This is a genomic window from Acinetobacter sp. AG3 (genome assembly GCF_022343575.1).
Lineage (GTDB): Bacteria > Pseudomonadota > Gammaproteobacteria > Pseudomonadales > Moraxellaceae > Acinetobacter > Acinetobacter guillouiae.
This window is the reverse complement of sequence record NZ_JAKQZD010000001.1, coordinates 1,618,042-1,636,423: the sequence shown is the minus strand read 5'-3', so window position 1 is coordinate 1,636,423 and position 18,382 is coordinate 1,618,042. Positions and strand designations below refer to the sequence as shown.

General features: G+C 37.0%; 14 protein-coding genes and 1 pseudogene. 10 read left to right on the top strand and 5 right to left on the bottom strand.

Features of this window, described 5'->3' with window-relative positions:
* Positions 1 to 22 precede the first annotated feature (22 nt).
* Complete coding sequence (locus L3V46_RS07550) at positions 23 to 433, bottom strand: SRPBCC domain-containing protein (protein ID WP_034613630.1); 411 nt, start codon at positions 431 to 433, stop codon at positions 23 to 25.
* Positions 434 to 631: 198 nt separating this feature from the next.
* Between L3V46_RS07550 and L3V46_RS07545 the strand changes: the two genes are divergently transcribed.
* The 9 genes and pseudogenes from L3V46_RS07545 to L3V46_RS07505 all read left to right on the top strand — a co-directional run bounded on the left by L3V46_RS07545 (position 632) and on the right by L3V46_RS07505 (position 11,393).
* Positions 632 to 2,125, top strand: a complete 1,494-nt coding sequence (locus tag L3V46_RS07545; RefSeq protein ID WP_239045351.1) for a TolC family protein — start codon at positions 632 to 634, stop codon at positions 2,123 to 2,125.
* A gap of 13 nt (positions 2,126 to 2,138) precedes the next feature.
* A complete protein-coding gene (locus L3V46_RS07540) occupies positions 2,139 to 3,395 on the top strand; it encodes an efflux RND transporter periplasmic adaptor subunit (protein ID WP_239045350.1) in 1,257 nt (418 codons plus the stop codon).
* 2 nt (positions 3,396 to 3,397) lie between these two features.
* Positions 3,398 to 4,531, top strand: a complete 1,134-nt coding sequence (locus L3V46_RS07535) for an ABC transporter permease (RefSeq protein WP_239045349.1) — start codon at positions 3,398 to 3,400, stop codon at positions 4,529 to 4,531.
* Entirely contained in the window at positions 4,524 to 5,633 is a 1,110-nt protein-coding gene (locus L3V46_RS07530) for an ABC transporter permease (RefSeq protein ID WP_096734483.1), read from the top strand. Before L3V46_RS07535 ends, L3V46_RS07530 begins: the two co-directional genes overlap by 8 nt.
* Before the next feature lie 286 nt (positions 5,634 to 5,919).
* Complete coding sequence (gltP, locus tag L3V46_RS07525; RefSeq protein WP_004822623.1) at positions 5,920 to 7,209, top strand: glutamate/aspartate:proton symporter GltP; 1,290 nt, start codon at positions 5,920 to 5,922, stop codon at positions 7,207 to 7,209.
* A gap of 320 nt (positions 7,210 to 7,529) precedes the next feature.
* Positions 7,530 to 8,339: a ChbG/HpnK family deacetylase gene (locus L3V46_RS07520; RefSeq protein ID WP_239045348.1), complete on the top strand. Its 810-nt coding sequence runs from the start codon at positions 7,530 to 7,532 to the stop codon at positions 8,337 to 8,339.
* Between the two features lie 11 nt (positions 8,340 to 8,350).
* Positions 8,351 to 9,344: pseudogene (locus tag L3V46_RS07515) on the top strand (glycosyltransferase family 2 protein).
* A 4-nt stretch (positions 9,345 to 9,348) separates the two neighbouring features.
* The gene (locus L3V46_RS07510; protein ID WP_034613645.1) at positions 9,349 to 9,744 is read left to right on the top strand and encodes a GtrA family protein; all 396 of its coding nucleotides are present in this window, start codon (positions 9,349 to 9,351) and stop codon (positions 9,742 to 9,744) included.
* A 5-nt stretch (positions 9,745 to 9,749) separates the two neighbouring features.
* Positions 9,750 to 11,393, top strand: coding sequence for a glycosyltransferase family 39 protein (locus tag L3V46_RS07505; protein ID WP_239045347.1), 1,644 nt, complete (start codon positions 9,750 to 9,752; stop codon positions 11,391 to 11,393).
* A gap of 20 nt (positions 11,394 to 11,413) precedes the next feature.
* Here L3V46_RS07505 and L3V46_RS07500 read toward each other — a convergent pair whose 3' ends face one another.
* Together L3V46_RS07500 and L3V46_RS07495 are read right to left on the bottom strand one after the other, a co-directional pair.
* On the bottom strand, positions 11,414 to 11,821 hold the full coding sequence (locus L3V46_RS07500) for a hypothetical protein (RefSeq protein ID WP_239045346.1): 408 nt from the start codon (positions 11,819 to 11,821) through the stop codon (positions 11,414 to 11,416).
* A gap of 4 nt (positions 11,822 to 11,825) precedes the next feature.
* On the bottom strand, positions 11,826 to 12,356 hold the full coding sequence (locus tag L3V46_RS07495) for a hypothetical protein (protein ID WP_239045345.1): 531 nt from the start codon (positions 12,354 to 12,356) through the stop codon (positions 11,826 to 11,828).
* A 304-nt stretch (positions 12,357 to 12,660) separates the two neighbouring features.
* On the opposite strand from L3V46_RS07495, the gene L3V46_RS07490 reads away from it, so the two are divergent.
* Positions 12,661 to 13,905, top strand: coding sequence for a transposase (locus L3V46_RS07490; protein WP_239045165.1), 1,245 nt, complete (start codon positions 12,661 to 12,663; stop codon positions 13,903 to 13,905).
* Between the two features lie 165 nt (positions 13,906 to 14,070).
* Here the strand turns inward: L3V46_RS07490 and L3V46_RS22835 are convergent, their stop codons facing one another.
* Both L3V46_RS22835 and purL read right to left on the bottom strand, forming a co-directional pair.
* Positions 14,071 to 14,196: a KGW motif small protein gene (locus tag L3V46_RS22835; RefSeq protein ID WP_275424481.1), complete on the bottom strand. Its 126-nt coding sequence runs from the start codon at positions 14,194 to 14,196 to the stop codon at positions 14,071 to 14,073.
* 309 nt (positions 14,197 to 14,505) lie between these two features.
* Positions 14,506 to 18,339 (bottom strand): phosphoribosylformylglycinamidine synthase, encoded by a 3,834-nt coding sequence (gene purL, locus L3V46_RS07485; RefSeq protein WP_239045344.1) that lies wholly within the window; start codon positions 18,337 to 18,339, stop codon positions 14,506 to 14,508.
* Positions 18,340 to 18,382: the final 43 nt, after the last annotated feature.

Genomic DNA, 18,382 nt, shown 5'->3' with positions numbered 1-18,382 from the left:
TGTATTGTACGTTTGTGCAGAACTAAACTTTATTTTCTACATAGCGAGCAAAATTATCTAAAATTGCTTGCCAACCTGCTTGCTGTTGTTCAATCGGATAGATCGTTTCAGGATCAAAACTAATTCTCACCACAACAGCATCATTTTTCTGTGCAAAGTGAACTTCAGCATTTCGCTCGCCAAAAGAATAGGCAATTTTTTTATGCGGAATAATTTCAGTATATGTACCCGCAAAATCAAAGCCCATACTGCCATCTTTGGCTTCCATACGATTTGAAAATTGACCACCCACACGTAAATCGTTTTTAGAGTTAACTGTATGCCAATCCGCTGAAGCGGTATTCCATTGCTGTATATCCTCAGGATTATTATAAATATCCCAAACCAATTCAATTGGCGCTGTGACCACGGACTCAACGGTAATTCTTGCCATTTTTATTCTCCCTAGATATATTTTGAGATTCAATTTATTGATTGAATTATCATAGTTTTGATTATAATTTAATCGGGTTTATACTGATGATCGAAACTACAAAAACCACACATATTAAAGTATACATTTAGATTATTTATTCTAGTCATTCAAGGTTAGAATAGTCTCAAATTTAAACAAATGCTGATGATTTTTCAGATGAAATTTAAAACTTGCTATTCACTTAAAGCATTATCAAAATTGATACAAGTAAGCAGTTTTGCAGCCTTAAATACGGCCTTTGTATCTGTCACCTTTGCTGAAAATCTAAGCTATGTACAAGCAGAACAATATTTACTTGAAAATTCTTATACCACCCAAGCCAATCAAGCACTCAATCAAGCATCTAAACTTCAAGCAGAGGCTGTCAAAAATATTGGTCTACCTCGCATCGATTTAAATGTACGTGCCTATAAGTTTCATACTGAAACAGATATTCCGCTAAATGGGGTCAAAAATAATCTGGAACAGACGCTTTCACAAGGGGTGAATGATCGGGTTGATCAATGGCAATCTGAACAGAACATTCCATCGAATATCACAGATCCTTTAAAACAAGGACTAAACCAAGGAATTCATAGTGGTATTGGCTTAATTCCAGATACAGCCAATGTTGTCCTTGAAGATGAAGTTGTTCGCCCTACAGTTTCTGTGATGATGCCAATTTATACTGGCGGGATTACCTCGACAACAAAGCAGATTGCCAATTTAAAAGTTGAACGTAGTCAACTCGATGCTAAACAACAGCAAGATACACAACGTTTTGAAGTGATTCAGGCGTATTTTAATGTGCAATTACAACAACAGCTGTTCAATGCCAGTCAATTCAATCTGAGTGCAATGCAACAACACTATGACAATTCACTCAAACTTGAAAAACAGGGATTTATTAGCAAAGGACAGCGCATGCAATTTGAAGTTGCGCGCAATAATGCCCAGCGTTCAGAACAAAATGCTTCGGCAAATTTACAAGCCAGTCAGTTCCAACTTCAAAATTTATTGCATAAATCCAAAATTGATCAACTGACGACACCCTTATTTGTCAATCGTCAGCAAAGCCAATCACTCAACCAACTCCTTGCTTCTTCTCCTGAAACTTCAAGCCTAGTTCGAAAAATGCAAATGGATACGCAGCTTGCCAATCAGAATGTCAAAATACAGAGCGCCGCAAAAAAACCAACCCTTTTTGCGTTTGGGGAATATAGTTTAGATCAAAACCAAAACTGGATTGTGGGTGTTGCTGCTCGCTACAACCTGTTTTCAGGGATTGATAAAAACAAAAATGTCCAAGCCGCTGAATTACAAAGATATGCAACAGAGCTTATGACAGCACGCACCCAACAAGAGATTGAGAATATTATCTACAAATCCTATAGTGAACTCGCCACAGCACAGCAGTCCAATCAATTACTGCAACAAAATGAACAAGCAGTGTTAGAGAATTTAAGAATCCAACAATTATCATTTAAAGAAGATATGGGCACCGCCACTCAAGTCATCGATGCACAGAATCAACTCAGCCTACTCAAAACAGAAAAAGCACTCAATGCCTATAAATACGTGCTCTCTCTAGCAACTTTGCTACAAAGCCATGGTTCTATTGAACAATTTAAAGACTACGTCAATCAAACTAATACAGATTATATTCGTTAAGATGGAGCATAAAATGACAAAACAGCATGACCATCACAATGGACAAAATGATTCATCTTCAACTTCGCAAGCTGATGCAAACTCAGATATTTCATCAAATGAAAATTTATTTCATCCAGAAATGAATAGACAAAACAATTCAGATCCAACAGCTTTATCTGATACAGCTGTAGCACAACAACCTACAGCCGATCAAATTGAAGCTGAAAAAGAAACACCAATCAGAGACTCAGCACAGGAACAAAGTGCTGCGACAAACATCAACGCTGATCAAAAACCTTCTAAAAAGAAAACAATTCTGGTCATTGGCGCAATAATTTTAATTCTATTATTGGGATTGATTGCGTTTGGTCTATGGAAAAGTTATCAACCTAAAACAGTCGATGTTCAAGGACGTGTTGAAGCTGAAACATTACATGTCAGCACTAAAGTTCCAAGTCGGATAGAAGGCATCTTTGTCAGTGATGGTCAAAAAATTGAAAAAGGACAACTGTTAGTTACTCTAAGTAGTCCAGAAATTGCTGCCAAAAAACAACAAGCACTGGCAAGTTTACAATCCGCCTTAGCCTTACAATCGACGGCAGACAGAGGTTCTCAACAAGAAAATATTGATACCTTATATGCCAATTGGCAAAGTGTAAAAGCGCAAGAAAATCTTGCAAAAACGACCTATCAACGTGGTGCCAACCTCTTTGCACAAGGGGTAATTTCGCGTCAACGCCGTGATGAAATGCATGCCGCTGCGCAATCAGCCACTCAAATGAGTGAAGCCGCTTATCAGCAATATGCACGTGCAAAACGTGGCAGTACCGCTGAACAAAAATCTGGGGCTGATGCACAAGTCGAAATTGCAAAAGCCGCTGTTGCGGAAGCCAATGCTTTAGAGGCAGAAACCAAACTATATTCTCCTGTAAACGGCACTGTATCTAAAACTTATGGTAAACCCTCAGAACTGGTGGCTATTGGTGTCCCTGTTGTGAGTATTATTCAAGATGAAGAAAATTGGGTCAGTTTAAATGTCCGTGAAGATCAATACACCCAAGTTTATCAAGCAAAAAACTTAGATGGTTTTATACCCGCACTCAATAAAACAGTGTCATTTAACATCAAAAATATAGATGCTGAAGGTGAGTTTGCAACTATTAAAACCACACGTCAGACAGGTGGATATGATATTCGTAGTTTTAAAGTCAAGCTTACACCCGCTGAAGCCGTGCCTGAATTAAAAGTAGGCATGAGTGTGATCTTTAAATTAAAAGAGAGCCAATAAACATGTGGGCGGGCATGTTAAGAGAGCTTCAATATTTGCTCAAGCATAAATGGGATTTATGCTTAGTCACACTTGCCCCGCTCTTTGTGATTATTTTATTCAGTAGTATGTTTTATGCAGGAAAAGCTGAACATTTACCGATTGCGATTATTGATCAAGATCAAAGTGAACTGAGTCGCAATATAGAAAAGTATCTTAGTCATAATCATACGCTTTCAATCTACACAGTATCAGACAATCCCAATGAAGTTGAGCATCTGCTCAATCAGACCAAGATTTGGGGATATGTGCATATTCCAGCAGGTGCTGAACAACGCATGGTTCAAGCACAAGATGCGCAGATCAGTATTGCTTTTAATCAGTCCTATTTTAGTATTGGTAATGGAATTTCTTCAGCAATGCTGCTCTCTACAGTTGAAGCCATTGCTGATTTTGCCAAAAATTCATATTTTGAAAATAAAATTCCTTATGCTGAACTTTCCACCGCAAATATAAAAATTTCTCCCCTGTTCAACCCCAATCTCAGTTATGAGTTCTATTTAGAACCTTTTATGATTCCAGCAATTTTGCACTTATTGCTGTGTTGTTGTGTGGCTTTTGCAGTGGGTCAAGAATTGAAATACGGCACCTTAAATCAATGGGTCCAAGACAAATCTGTATTGAATGCACTTTTGGCAAAAAATATGGTCTATGTGTTAATTTTCTGTTTTTGGACTTGGGTTTGGCTGTTTTGGCTGGTGGCGATCCGAGGTTGGTTCATTGCTGGCAGTCTATGGATGATTTTACTTGGACAGTTCTTACTTTATTCAGCCTATGCACTGATCAGTAGTACCGTCGTTCTCGCAACTAGAAATTTATCTAAAACTTTTGGATTTATTGCAGTCTATGGTGGCTCCTCGCTGAGTTTTGCAGGCGTAACGCTTCCCTTAAATAATGCACCAATTTTTACCAAATTTTGGGCCAATATTATTCCCTATACACCTTATGCGAAATTACAAACTGAGCAATGGGTTGTTGGCAGTCCTAGTTTTATTTCGATGATTCCTCTAGCTATTCTTGCCGCATATTGTATTTTCTATTTTGCATTATCAAGTTTACTCCTCAATAAAAATTTAAAAGGAGCAAAACATGATTAAATTCTTTAAAGAGCTCGCTCGATACTATGTAGACACTTTTAAAAATATTGGGAAAAACTCGTCTATTTTGACCACCATGGTACTTTCAGTATTTTTTTATAGCATTTTTTATCCTACAGCCTATAAAGCGCAAACGGCTGAAAGTTTACCGATTATTATTGTAGATGAAGAACAAAGCTATCTGAGCAATACCATCATTACTGAAGTTGGCAAAAGTCCCAATGTAAAAATTACTGAAATTACTGGAAATTTTGAACAAGCAAAACGGATGGTTCAAGAGCAAAAAGCCGATGGTATTTTGTTATTACCTGAGAACCTATCCAATAGTGTGGTTCGAGGTGAGGCTGGTGGTATTGGTTTATATTTGAGTAGTGCTTATTTTCTTAAAACCAAACAAATTGGTTTAGGCTTAGCCACTGCAATTGAAAATGCGGTTGCAGAGCAAGCCGAAAGGTTTGGCAAAATTTCACATTTCCAAGTCGCGCTTCCGATCCATCAAATCCCGTTGTTTAACACACTTTCAGGATATGGCAGTTATATCTTTCCTGCAATTGCACCGCTGATCATTCACCAGACTATTGTTCTAGGTCTGTGCATGTTGATTGCGGGGTATCGTGAACGACGATGGCGAGCCACAACCGCTGAGTTTTTTGGAATCTATCTAGCAGCACTCACGATTGGTTGCCTCGGCTGCTATTATCTATTTGGTTTCACTTACTGGATCAATGATTACCCGAGAGGCGGCAATTTCTGGGGCATGCTGTTTTCCGTTCCGATTTTTATTAGTTGCGTGATTGCAATGGCAATGCTTTTAGCCAGCTATCTAGATATTTCAGAACGTGCTGGACATCTGATCGTTTTCACCTCAATTCCATTGTTTTTACTTTCAGGTGCAGCTTGGCCCCTGCAAGCAATGCCAACTTGGATGCAGTATTTTGCTCACCTCTTCCCGTCCACTCAAGGGATTAATTTATTTATTCAGTTAAATCAAATGGGTGTGCCGATTCAGGTGGTTATTCCTAAGTTAATTTATCTCGTATGCTTAACAGGAATTTTGATGATATGGGCATATATACGCCTAACTCAAACTTATAAAAAATAAGAATAGTTGTGTGAAATTTAATTTATATAATGAATTAAAATTAACAATAAAATCGAATATTTTAATCAAACTGAACTATTTTTAATCATTTGAACGCGTTTTTGATAAAAAAGTTAGTATTGCTGACGCAAATAGCGTCAGAATAGGCCATTTTCGAAATACTCTGAATACTCTGAATACTCAGAATCTCCCACCCTAAGGCACCCACATGCTTTAGCGGGATTTCTTTTCTGTTTTTTTGATAGAGTTTTCCTTTTCGCCAAAATCTGAATTTTAAGGGCTCAGTATGAAGAAAATGAGAATTAGCCTCGCTTGGCAAATTGTTATTGCGCTCTTCTTAGGTATTCTTGTTGGTGCTTTTTTGCACAACGCACCTGAAATTCGCGGTGACATCATTGCAAACTTTTTACAACCATTGGGTAAGATTTTCATTAATCTGATCAAAATGATTGTAATTCCACTTGTGCTTTCCATGCTGATTTTAGGAATTGCCAATGCGGGTGACAGTAAAAGTGTCGGTAAACTTGGGTTAAAAACCATTGTTTATTTTGAGATTATTACGACAGTTGCAATTATTGTAGGCTTAGTTGCTGCCAATGTATTCCAACCTGGTGCAGGCATTGATATGTCTACACTGACAACCTCTGATATTTCGCAATATAAAGAAACGACACAGGAAGTCAGCCATGAAGCTCATGGCTTAGTGAATACAGTTCTTTCACTTATCCCACCGAATATTTTTGCTGCAATGGGTGATGGGCACATGTTGCCGATTATTTTCTTTGCAGTCATTTTCGGTATTGGTCTAGGTTCATTGTCTAAAGAAACCAAGCAACCGTTAATTGACGTGTTAAAAGCTGTTTCTGAAACAATGTTCAAAGTAACTCACATGATCATGATGTTTGCACCATTTGGTGTATTCGGCTTGATTGCTGCGACTGTAGCAAACTTTGGTTTTAGTTCATTATTACCGTTAATTAAACTTGCTGTTTTAGTTTATGGGGCAATTCTGTTCTTTATCTTTATTGTGCTTGGTTTTGTGGCTAGATTCTGTGGTTTCAGTATCTGGACAATTATCAAAATCTTAAAAGATGAACTTATTCTTGCCTACTCCACTGCAAGCTCTGAAACCGTTTTACCACGTATGATGGAAAAAATGGAAGCTTATGGTGCGCCAAAATCAATTACCAGTTTTGTTGTTCCTATCGGTTATTCATTTAACTTAGATGGTTCAACACTCTATCAAAGTATTGCTGCTATCTTTATTGCACAACTTTACGGTATTGATTTAACCATCACTCAACAGCTTGTTTTGGTCTTGACCCTGATGATTACCTCTAAGGGTATCGCAGGCGTTCCTGGTGTGTCTTTCGTGGTTCTATTGGCAACTTTAGGCAGCGTGGGTATCCCACTAGAAGGCTTAGCATTTATTGCGGGTATTGACCGTATTTTAGATATGGCTCGTACTGTATTAAATGTGATTGGTAATGCACTTGCTGTTCTCGTGATTAGTAAATGGGAAGGCAAATTCGATACTGAAAAACAAAAATCTTATAATTTTGATGCCACACATTAATTTTTAAGATCAGAGAAACCACCTTCGGGTGGTTTTTTTATACGCTATAGTTATCAAAATTTAAGCGGTAAATTTACTTACAAAATAAATGCATATACTTGCTTAAACTGCAGATAAATAATTATTTTAATATTTTTATAAATTTCAAAAACTTAAATTATAACAGTTGATTAGGCTTTTCTTGCTTAAAACGTTTTAAGTTCCGATTCAGGTTATTTTAAGTCATATTTTTAATAGTAGCAGTCCAATATGTTCTAAGAACATGTGGAATACAATTTTGTTTAATTTTCAATCACTATAAACAATTGGAAGTGCTACACATGAAAATGATTTGTTATTGTGCTGATGATTTTGCATTGAATGATGAAATCAGTCATGCGGTATGTGTACTTCTTAAAAAAAATGCCTTGCAAGCAACATCATGTATGACGCAATCACCAATTTGGCATAAACACGCAAATAAATTACGTGCGCTTAAAGCGGAGATAAATCATCCAATTGAAATTGGTTTACATCTTAACTTTACCCATTATTTTGACCATAGCAACTTCCTTTATTATCCACTTAATGAACTCATGTTAAGAGCATGGTCAAGAACTTTAAATAAAGAAAAAATAAGAACAAGCATTATTCAGCAATGGGAACTTTTTGTTGAAGCACTTGGTACACAGCCAAATTTTGTAGATGGACACCAACATATCCACCAATTTCCTGTCATTCGTGAAGTTTTAATCGATGTATTAAAAGAAAAAAACTTTAACGGATGGATTCGCAATCTAGATCACACCATTTCTGTTCAAAAATATCAATTCAAAAGCAAAACATTAGAATATCTTGGTGCTAAAAAGACACTAAAACTTAATCAAAAAAATCATTTCAAAACGAATACTTATTTTGCTGGAATTTATGATTTCAAGAATGAAAATTATGCTGCACTGAATTATGAATGGCTAAAATCCGCTCAAAATAGGTTATTGATCATGTGCCACCCTGCTGCTGCTCAACCAAAAGAATTTGATGAAATCCAAGATGCTCGTATTGATGAGTACCAATATTTCAACTCTGAACAATTTTTTCGAGATTGTAAAACTTTCAATATTGAACTCCAACCAATAGGCCAAATGCTATGAGTAGAAATGCTATGAATAGATTAGAACCATTTATTTCATGTGTTGTGCCTGCATATAATGAGGCAGAAAATTTAAAAACATTTATTCCAGCTCTTGCAGCAACCTTGGAACAGCAAAAAGTTTCCTTTGAAATCATCGTGATTGATGATGGTAGCAAAGACAATACCATGACCGTGCTTGAAAGTATGTTGGATCGCTATCCGCTTAAAATTTTAGAACTGTCACGAAATTTTGGTAAAGAAGCCGCCTTAAGTGCAGGGCTAGATCATACAACTGGGAATCTAACCTTAATGATCGATGCTGATTTCCAGCATCCTCTTGATGCTATTCCCACCATGATCAATCTTTGGAAAAATGGTTATGACATGGTTTATGGAATTCGTAATAGAAATACTGAATCTGGACTAAAACGTTTATTTACATATGTTTATTATAGAATTCTCAATTTAAGTTCAGAAGTCGTTATTCCTGAAAATGCAGGCGATTTCCGTTTATTAGATGAAAAAGTCGTAGAAGCGATTAAAACACTTCCCGAGAAAAACCGTTATATGAAAGGTTTATATGCGTGGGTCGGCTTTAAATCAATTGGTATTCACTTCTCTGAGTTAGAAAGAAAAAATGGTCAATCAAGCTTTAACTTCAAGGCTTTATTTAACCTTGCCCTTTCAGGACTTACAGGATTTTCTAATCTTCCTTTAAGAGCGTGTATCGCATTTGGAGCTTTGTTGGCACTTTGTTCGGTTTCTTATGGCTTCTATATTATTTTTGAGACTTTAGCCGAAGGTATAAAAGTCCCAGGTTGGGCAACATTAATTGTTGAAATCAGCTTATTGGGCGGTATTCAATTATTGTTTATTGGAATATTGGAATATTGGAATATTGGGGGAATATATCAGCCGAATTTATACGGAAACAAAAGATCGACCTCGTTATATTGTTTCCAATAAATACTCCAATACGAAGTACCTTCATTACACACCTTCAAATAAAAATAAAATCTTTTAAAAATATGGTTAATTCAAATATTTATGCGTTTTCAAAATTTTGTATCGTTGGTGGCGCTGCAGCATTAACACATTATTTGGTGTTAATGCTGCTTATCCACCTCACATCGATAACACTTGCGTTAGAGAATTTAATCGCGTTCAGCATTGCATTTTGGGTGAGCTACTTTGGGCATCGCATTATTACCTTCAATGCGCAAAAAACTCGACATATACATGTATTACCCAAATTTTTACTTGTTGCTTGTCTAGGTTTTATCTTTAACGAAGCATTCCTACTCACGACGCAGCATTTTTTCCATGCTGAAAATTTATCAACTCTTATCATTTTAACTATTGTGATTACAGCAATTTTTACATTTTTTTTAAGCAAGTTTTTTGCTTTTAAATTTTCAGGATAAGCGCCATGAAACCTATTTTTCGTTCATCTAAAACTTTGCTGATTTGCTTATCACTTTGGTTACTCATCTCAGTTTTTATTCGCCCAATGTCTGTGCCAGATGAAGGACGCTATGGGGATATTAGCCGCTGGATGTATGAAAGTGGTGATTGGTTAATACCACGATTAAATGGTATTCCATTTATGCATAAACCACCCTTACTACACTGGTTAACAGCAAGTTTAATGGAAATATTTGGTTCACATGTTTGGGTTGCTCGTCTAGTTCCTGCATTTGCTGGCATTATCATGTTGGTCAGTTTATTTGTTTTTACTAAGAAACATGTGAATGAAAGAATTGCCCAAATTTCGACTGCTATTTTAGCAACTGGGTTATTATTTTATGGCTGCGCTGAATACATTAATCATGACATATTAGTTGCATCTTGGATTAGCTTAACAGTATTTTGCTTTGCAGATTTCATCCTCAGTGGTAAAAGAAATATTTTATTCCTCGGTTATTTTGCATGTGCATGTGCATTTTTAAGTAAAGGATTAATTGGTGTACTGATTCCAGGAATGGTTATTCTTCCTTGGATGATTTACATAGGACAATGGAAAAAAATCCCAGCAGTTTTAAACCCGTTCGGTCTCTTGTTATTTGCGCTAATTGCTTTGCCTTGGGTATTTATAGTTCAACAACATTATCCAAACTTTTTACATTATTTTTTTATTGAGCAACAATTTAGTCGATTTAACTCTGGCGAATTTAATAATAAACAAGGTTGGTATTTTTATGCAGCCTTACTGTTTGTGAATTTTTTACCAATCATACTCGCTAATGGCTTCAAATTTTCGAGCACCGCCATTCGCGCACAAACAACCCAACCTATTTTTAGTTTACTTGTCTGGTGGGCATTGTCCGTTTTATTGTTCTTCTCGATCCCACCATCAAAACTTGCAGGTTATATTTTACCCTCAATAGCCCCATTTACAATGATTTTCGCACTTATGACAAATCGAATCATTGAAGAAAATAAATTGAGCAAGTTCCAAGTTTATGCACTTCCAACATTACTATTTGTATTGGCGAGTAGCTTAGTCGTTGCCCCATTTACCATGCATCGAGATATTGGTTTTTACTCCGCTGAGAAAAATCAAATTTTCGCAGTTGCAGGAATTGTAATGATTCTCTGCGGTATCTTAATCGTCTTGTTTAAAAAACATAAAATTGAATTTTTTACCTTTATTGTTGCTTGTATGATGGTGTTATGTAGTATGGCAAGTAGTAGCGTGCAATTCTTTGATGTTAAATCTAACTCAAATCAGGTTAGTTTTGTTCAAGATATTCCAAAGAATCTACCTATCGTTTTTTATGATAATTATTTCTATGATGTTCCTTTCTTATTGAATCTCAAAAATCCTGTTTATGTTGTAAAAGATTGGTCAAAAGTAAATACTGATAGCTCCTCGCTTGAACTTAAAGATGGCTTACTTTTTGAAGCCAACAAAGCGCAGTATCTTTGGGAGTTTTCACAATTTAACCAAGCAATTAAATCTAAGCAAAAATTGGTCGTCTTTGCAAAAGCTGGAGATTTAAAATTAGATCCGTTGCAGAATCAATATCATGTTCAACACAGCCGTAATTTTGATATTTTTATTATAAATTAATTGTAATTTTCTCTAATTAATTAACAAAAATAAGGAAACTCTCTTGATGGATTGTTTCCTTTGAGCAATATTATTTTAATTTTTGAATCTGAAGCTATCTTAATAAACTCTTGGGTTAAATAACCATCTTTTGCAAGACATACATTCCAATCGTAAACTTGCATCCCATGAATCATTAAGCTTTCAACTTTCCATTCGGCCCGTTTTTCAAAATTCACTATCCCCAATTTATTTGTGAACTTTTCATCATATTGATCATCTATTTTTGCAGGATGTACTGCCGTTACTAACACGACTTTTACATCAGGAATTGCTACTCCCTGCTCATTTACAACAGTCACAGTCACTTGAGGCTTCTGTGTTTTATATATCGGATAACAGCTAGTTAAAGAAATCAGTATTGATATTAGAAATATATATCTATTCATTCATTTACCTTGTATAGCCACAGCTCAATTTTGAGTTTCCTTGTGGTGTTTCATCTAAAGCGTTCTCAATATTCCAATCATCACCCACAACCTTACGTAAATGATAGAGCACCGTTGTCGGTGTACCCTTAAATACAAAATAATAACCATTGGATTGAGTTTTACCCGATTTATATTTTTGTAATGCAATTTTGATCAGTTGTGATCCAAAAACATTACTATCTACTGCTAAATCATCCTGTTCAGTATGTGCAGTTTTATAATAGCGATAACCTTGCACACCATAATATGTATTATTACCAATAATCATCGTCTGTTTAGATTTATTCAGCTTTACATTTTTCTGCCCATCACGGCTAAAATCTTGTAAAAGTACAGCTATTTTACTTTCAGGATGTTGAAAAAGTGCATAACAATTGATCGCTTTAGTATCGATAAGCGTGTCTATTTGAATATTCTGAGCATTTACCAATTGTGTAGAAATCAAACCGACGATTAGTAAACTTATTTTATTTATATTCTGAAACTGTTTCATAGATTATTTTCCAGCAGTCGTTTGCGAAAGCAATAAGTTTTATAAGGACTCTAAAGTCACGATTAGGTCATTTATTTTTATGAACAAAAAATTATAAAAATTCATAATAGACTTCTTTCATAAGCCCTTTTTAAAACCATAAATCAACATAAAAGCACCCTCATCCTAACCTTCTCCCATAGGGCATAGGTATCTACACAATTAAATCTATTTAAGTTAAATTGGAGAGCATGCTCTCCAATTTAACATTCCACACTTAGATAACCGATTAGTTAAACGCTACGGAAGTCTTGTAAAACTTAATATGAATCCACTTGCTTCATTAGCCCCAGCGCTTAAAGATATTGCCTCTACCCAAAAGACTAGCTTTGCTACAACCCAAGCAGTTTGGCGTTTCTTAAATAACGAAAACGTTTCATTTCAACAACTCAATCAGCCTATTCAAAAACTTGCGCTTGAACAAATCGCTCTATCGAACCATCACTATGCCTTAGTTGCTCATGATTGGTCTCAACTACAATATTTCAAACATAACAACAAGTTAAATAGATTCAAAAGAACACATGCAAGTGACAAAGGCTATGAATTACAAAGCAGTTTATTAATTGATGCGGAAACGGGTTTACCCATTGCACCATTAGATCAAACTTTATGTGATGCTACTGGACGTTATTCAACATTTACTGATGGGCATAAAATAAAAGAAACCCATTTAAATGCACTATGTGAACAAATCGAACATATTGAGTCTTTACCAATAGAAAAGAAACTCGTACATATTATTGATCGTGAAGGAGATTCAATTGCTCATCTTAGATTATTGAATCAACAAGAACATTTATTTCTTATTCGAGGTAAAGAAGGAAATCGTGTTGAATATCAAGGAGAAGATGTTAAGTTAAGGGAAGTGTCAGACCAAATACCAACTACACAAACCCATACAATTCAATATAAAGGGAATTGCGAACAACTCTATGTTGGTGAAACTCAAATCAGTATTACGCGTAATGCAAGACCAATGCAAAAAGACGAAACGGGAAAAAGAGTTCCACCACAAAAGGGAAAGTCATTAACCGTTCGACTGATTGTAGTTGAAGTTAAAAATAAGCAAGGAAAATCACTTTCTCGTTGGAGCTTATTAAGTAATGTATCATCAGAAATTCCAAGTATAGAATTGGCAACTTGGTATTACTGGCGTTGGAAAATAGAAAACTATTTTAAGTTGTTAAAACAGGCGGGCCATGACATTGAGTCATGGCTACAAACAACTCCGCAAGCGATATTAAGACGACTCTTAATTGCAAGTATGGCATGTGTATTAACTTGGCGAATACAGCGAGAAAATGATGAGAAAAATTCAAGAGTTAGAGTCTTTCTAACACGTCTATCAGGAAGGCAACAAAAAAGAGGAACAAGGGAAAGTGCTCCTGCAATTTTGGCTGGTCTGTCAATATTACTGAATACACTACAATTATTATCTGAACATTCGGTTGATGACCTTAAGCTGATTGCTGAAATTGCATTAGAGTCTCTACAAAAAGATGTGTAGATACCAATGCCCATAGGGAGAAGGAACTCTCAATACTAATATAATTCACTCCACATGATCATTTTTTGATTCATGAAAGATCTTTAAAGCACAAAAACCACAATAAAGTGGCTTTTGTCATTAACATTTAAAATTATCAATCAGAAAACGTACTCGTTTCTTTAGCTATACAATTAAATACGCACTGAGAATAATCAGCATTTGTACAGCTAAAATAACACTAAACCATTTCCAGCCTTTTTGGCGAAGGATGACCTTATCTGCTGTTGAATAATTGACTGTTCTTATCATTTTATCACCTCATTCTTGCTACATCATGGAACATCTTTGGGGCAAAACATCGGTCTTTTAATAGACAATGTATAACATGCAAAAAATAAACCAACGTTAAAACTGTAACTAAAATTATCTTATACTTATGTATATAATTAACTTGATATAAATCAACTCATTTTGATATTTCATTATTTAATCATACATAGTGCAGCTATCACGTGGCAGCATAAATCTCACCATTGAGTGGAGATAATGAAAATATTGATCAGTTTAAAAACAAAAAAGCCCCTTACGGGGCTTTTTTAATCTATTGGTCTAATCTAATTAACCAATAAACTTACGCGCATTGCGGAACATACGTAACCATGCACCATCTTCAGTCCACTCTTCAGGCTTCCAAGAATGCTGAATTGCACGGAAATTACGTTCAGGATGCGGCATCATAATCGTTGCACGACCATCTTTTGAAGTCACCCCAGAAATCGCTTCAGGAGAGCCATTCGGGTTCAATGGGTATTGTTGAGTTGCATTACCCAAGCTGTCTACATAACGTAAAATTACTTGGTTACCCGCATTTAGCGCAGCAAAGTTTTCAGCAGAAGTTTCTGCACGGCCTTCACCATGTGCAACAGCGATTGGTAAAATAGAGCCTTCCATCCCTTCTAGAAGAATCGATGGAGATTTCTCAACTTTCACATTCACAACACGTGCTTCAAATACCTCTGAAGTATTACGGCGGAAACGTGGCCAGTTGTCTGTACCCGGAATAAGAGGTGCAAGCTGAGCCAACATTTGACAACCATTACAAATACCTACAGAGAAAGTATTGTCACGGTTAAAGAATTTCTCAAATTGATCACGAAGTTTAGGATTAAACAGTACAGACTTAGCCCAACCACCACCAGCACCTAAAACATCGCCATAAGAGAAACCACCACAAGCAACCAGACCTTCAAAGTCGTCTAAATCTACACGACCTGAAAGTAAATCACTCATGTGAACATCAACAGTATTAAAACCCACTTTATCGAATGCCGCAGCCATTTCAACATGACCATTTACGCCTTGTTCACGTAAAATCATCATGTTTGGACGGCGTTCATTGATATAAGGTGCTTCAACAGGCTCATTTAAATCAAATGTTGGTAATGCAATTATACCTTTATGGTTTTTATCACCAATTAATGCAAATTCTGAATCAGCGGTTTCTACGTTATCACGTAAACGTTGAATTTGATGAGACACTTCAGTCCAAGCTTGTTGCAATTCAGCACGATCAAGTAGTAAACCGTTCACTGACAATTTATCAGAATCATTGACAGTACCAACAACGCGAATCGCTTCTCTTAAACTTGAAGTTGCAACTTCATCTGTCAAACTTGCCCAGTCTGCTTTAGAAATTTGCAATACAGCGCCGATTTCTTCAGCAAATAAGCTTTCAGTAGATTGATCTTCAAGTGCTACACCTAAACGTGAAGCAAACATCATTTCAGCAACAGTTGCCAATAAGCCACCATCACCGATGTCATGATACGCCTTGATCAAACCGCGATTATTCCAATCTTGAACCAATGCGAAGAATGCTTTGAACTCATCAAAGTTATCAACATCAGGTGTAACAGAACCAATTGCCTTATACACTTGTGCAAGGATCGAACCGCCTAAACGGAACTGACCTTTAGATAAATCAATACGTACCAGAACTGAATCTTCATTTTTCAATTCAGGTGTCAATGTTTTACGAACATCCAACACAGGTGCAAATGCAGTGATGACACCAGACATTGGTGAAGTCACAGATTTATCTTCGCCTTCGTCATTCCAAGTCGTACGCATTGACAATGAGTCTTTACCCACTGGAATTGCGATACCCAATGCAGGACACATTTCCATACCAATGGCTTTTACACCCTCGAATAATGCTTGATCTTCACCTTTTTGACCTGCGGCCGCCATCCAGTTAGCAGACAGTTTAATATCACTGATCTGTTCAATATTGGCACACATGATATTGGTGATGGACTCAGCCACAGCCAAACGTGCCGAAGCAGCAGGATTTAACAATGCAACAGGAGGACGTTCACCCATTGCCATTGCTTCACCGGTATAACCTTGTAAGCTTGTTGTGGTTACCGCAGCATCCGCAACAGGAACTTGCCAACGACCCACCATCTGATCACGCGATACCATACCTGTGATTGAACGGTCACCAATGGTGATTAGGAATGATTTTGAAGCCACTGTCGGGTTTTTCAATACACGGAAGATCGCATCTTTTAAATCAACTTTAGATGCATCAAACTCATCACCTTTACGTTGCATCGTTTCGTATGTCCGACTCATACGTGGCGTACCACCAAGCATGACTTGCATTGGCATATCCACTGCTTTGTTTTCAAACAATGGATCGTTTACAGTCAATTGACGTGCTTCAGTCGCCTCACCCAATACCGCAAATGGGCAACGTTCACGTGCACAAATCGATTCAAATAACTCTAATGATTCTGGTTTGATGGCAAGCACATAACGTTCTTGCGCTTCATTTGACCAGATTTCCATTGGCGACATGCCTGGTTCAAGCGATGGGATTTTACGAAGATCAAGAGTTGCACCCAATTCGTGATCATTCACAAGTTCAGGCATTGCATTGGAAACACCACCCGCACCTACATCGTGTACAGATACGATCGGGTTAAAGTCTTCCATTCTCCAACATGCATCAATCACTTCCTGACAACGACGCTCCATTTCTGGGTTTTCACGTTGTACAGAAGCAAAATCTAGGTTTTCACCCAATTTACCACTATCTACAGAAGAAGCTGCACCACCGCCCAAACCAATGAGCATCGCAGGACCACCCAGTACAATCAGTAAATCGCCTGGCTGAATTGCATCTTTTTCAACATGGTCAGGACGGATATTCCCGTAACCACCCGCAATCATAATCGGTTTATGGAAACCTTTTACTTCGCCATTAACATTTTGCTCAAAAGTACGGAAGTAACCATTTAACGCAGGGCGACCAAATTCGTTGTTAAATGCTGCACCACCTAAAGGACCATCAATCATGATCTGAAGTGGTGATGCCATACGAGATGGTTTACCGTAGTTTTCTTCCCAAGGCTGTTCAAAACCGGGAATATTAAGGTTAGAAACCGTAAAGCCCGTTAAACCCGCTTTTGGTTTACCACCACGACCTGTTGCACCTTCATCACGAATTTCACCACCAGAACCTGTCGCAGCACCTGCAAATGGAGCAATTGCTGTTGGATGGTTGTGGGTTTCCACTTTCATGAGAATGTGGGCAGCTTGGCTCTTGTATTTATAAATATGGTGACCAGTAGCTTCATCTTTTTTCGGATAGAAACGCTGTGTGTCAAAACCAACAATTACAGAAGCATTATCTTTATATGCTGACAAAACATCCGTAGGTGATTCTTTATAGGTGTTTTTAATCATTTGGAACAATGATAATGGTTGTTTTTCACCATCAATTGTCCACTCTGAACCAAAGATTTTATGACGACAATGTTCTGAGTTTGCTTGAGCAAACATCATCAATTCGATGTCGTGTGGGTTACGCCCCATCTTATTAAATGCTGCGGTTAAATAGTCAATTTCTTCATCTGACAAGGCAAAGCCAAACTCAGAGTTTGCTTTAACCAGTGCATCTTTACCTTGTCCCAAAATATCAATTGAGTTTAAAGGCTTAGGCTCAGTTTCAGAGAATAAAGCTGTTGCGTCATCAATTTTATTGAAAACGCTTTCTGTCATACGGTCATGTAAAATTTGTTTTACTTCATTAGAGATTTCAGAAATCCCCTTTAAAGTAAACAAAACACCGCGTTCTAAGCGGTGTACAGGTGTATTACAGTTGGCAAAAATATCGGTTGCCTTAGATGACCACGGTGAAATTGTACCGACACGTGGCGTGACTAAAATCTGGACTTCGTCACTTGCAGCCTGACGAACTTCAAACGATGCGCCATCGTTTAAAAGCTGTAAAGCAGATTGCTGTTGTTGCTCGTTGAGCGTTTGGTCGAAAAGGTAAACCCATTGGCTTTCTATTGATTGAACAGAACTGATCGACGCAAGGCGTGTTAATAGTTGTGTTTGCTTAAAAGAAGAGTGTGCAGGTGCACCGGCAACGATAAACATGCTGTTTTTGGCTCCACGGGCAGGTTTTGGCAACCTACCTCAA

What these genes read in the sequence shown, in the direction of transcription:
- L3V46_RS07550 (WP_034613630.1), bottom strand. Translation starts at nt 433, where the DNA reads ATGGCAAGAATTACCGTTGAGTCCGTGGTCACAGCGCCAATTGAATTG.
- L3V46_RS07545 (WP_239045351.1), top strand. Translation starts at nt 632, where the DNA reads ATGAAATTTAAAACTTGCTATTCACTTAAAGCATTATCAAAATTGATA.
- L3V46_RS07540 (WP_239045350.1), top strand. Translation starts at nt 2,139, where the DNA reads ATGACAAAACAGCATGACCATCACAATGGACAAAATGATTCATCTTCA.
- L3V46_RS07535 (WP_239045349.1), top strand. Translation starts at nt 3,398, where the DNA reads ATGTGGGCGGGCATGTTAAGAGAGCTTCAATATTTGCTCAAGCATAAA.
- L3V46_RS07530 (WP_096734483.1), top strand. Translation starts at nt 4,524, where the DNA reads ATGATTAAATTCTTTAAAGAGCTCGCTCGATACTATGTAGACACTTTT.
- gltP (WP_004822623.1), top strand. Translation starts at nt 5,920, where the DNA reads ATGAAGAAAATGAGAATTAGCCTCGCTTGGCAAATTGTTATTGCGCTC.
- L3V46_RS07520 (WP_239045348.1), top strand. Translation starts at nt 7,530, where the DNA reads ATGAAAATGATTTGTTATTGTGCTGATGATTTTGCATTGAATGATGAA.
- L3V46_RS07510 (WP_034613645.1), top strand. Translation starts at nt 9,349, where the DNA reads ATGGTTAATTCAAATATTTATGCGTTTTCAAAATTTTGTATCGTTGGT.
- L3V46_RS07505 (WP_239045347.1), top strand. Translation starts at nt 9,750, where the DNA reads ATGAAACCTATTTTTCGTTCATCTAAAACTTTGCTGATTTGCTTATCA.
- L3V46_RS07500 (WP_239045346.1), bottom strand. Translation starts at nt 11,821, where the DNA reads ATGAATAGATATATATTTCTAATATCAATACTGATTTCTTTAACTAGC.
- L3V46_RS07495 (WP_239045345.1), bottom strand. Translation starts at nt 12,356, where the DNA reads ATGAAACAGTTTCAGAATATAAATAAAATAAGTTTACTAATCGTCGGT.
- L3V46_RS07490 (WP_239045165.1), top strand. Translation starts at nt 12,661, where the DNA reads ATGAATCCACTTGCTTCATTAGCCCCAGCGCTTAAAGATATTGCCTCT.
- L3V46_RS22835 (WP_275424481.1), bottom strand. Translation starts at nt 14,196, where the DNA reads ATGATAAGAACAGTCAATTATTCAACAGCAGATAAGGTCATCCTTCGC.
- purL (WP_239045344.1), bottom strand. Translation starts at nt 18,339, where the DNA reads ATGTTTATCGTTGCCGGTGCACCTGCACACTCTTCTTTTAAGCAAACA.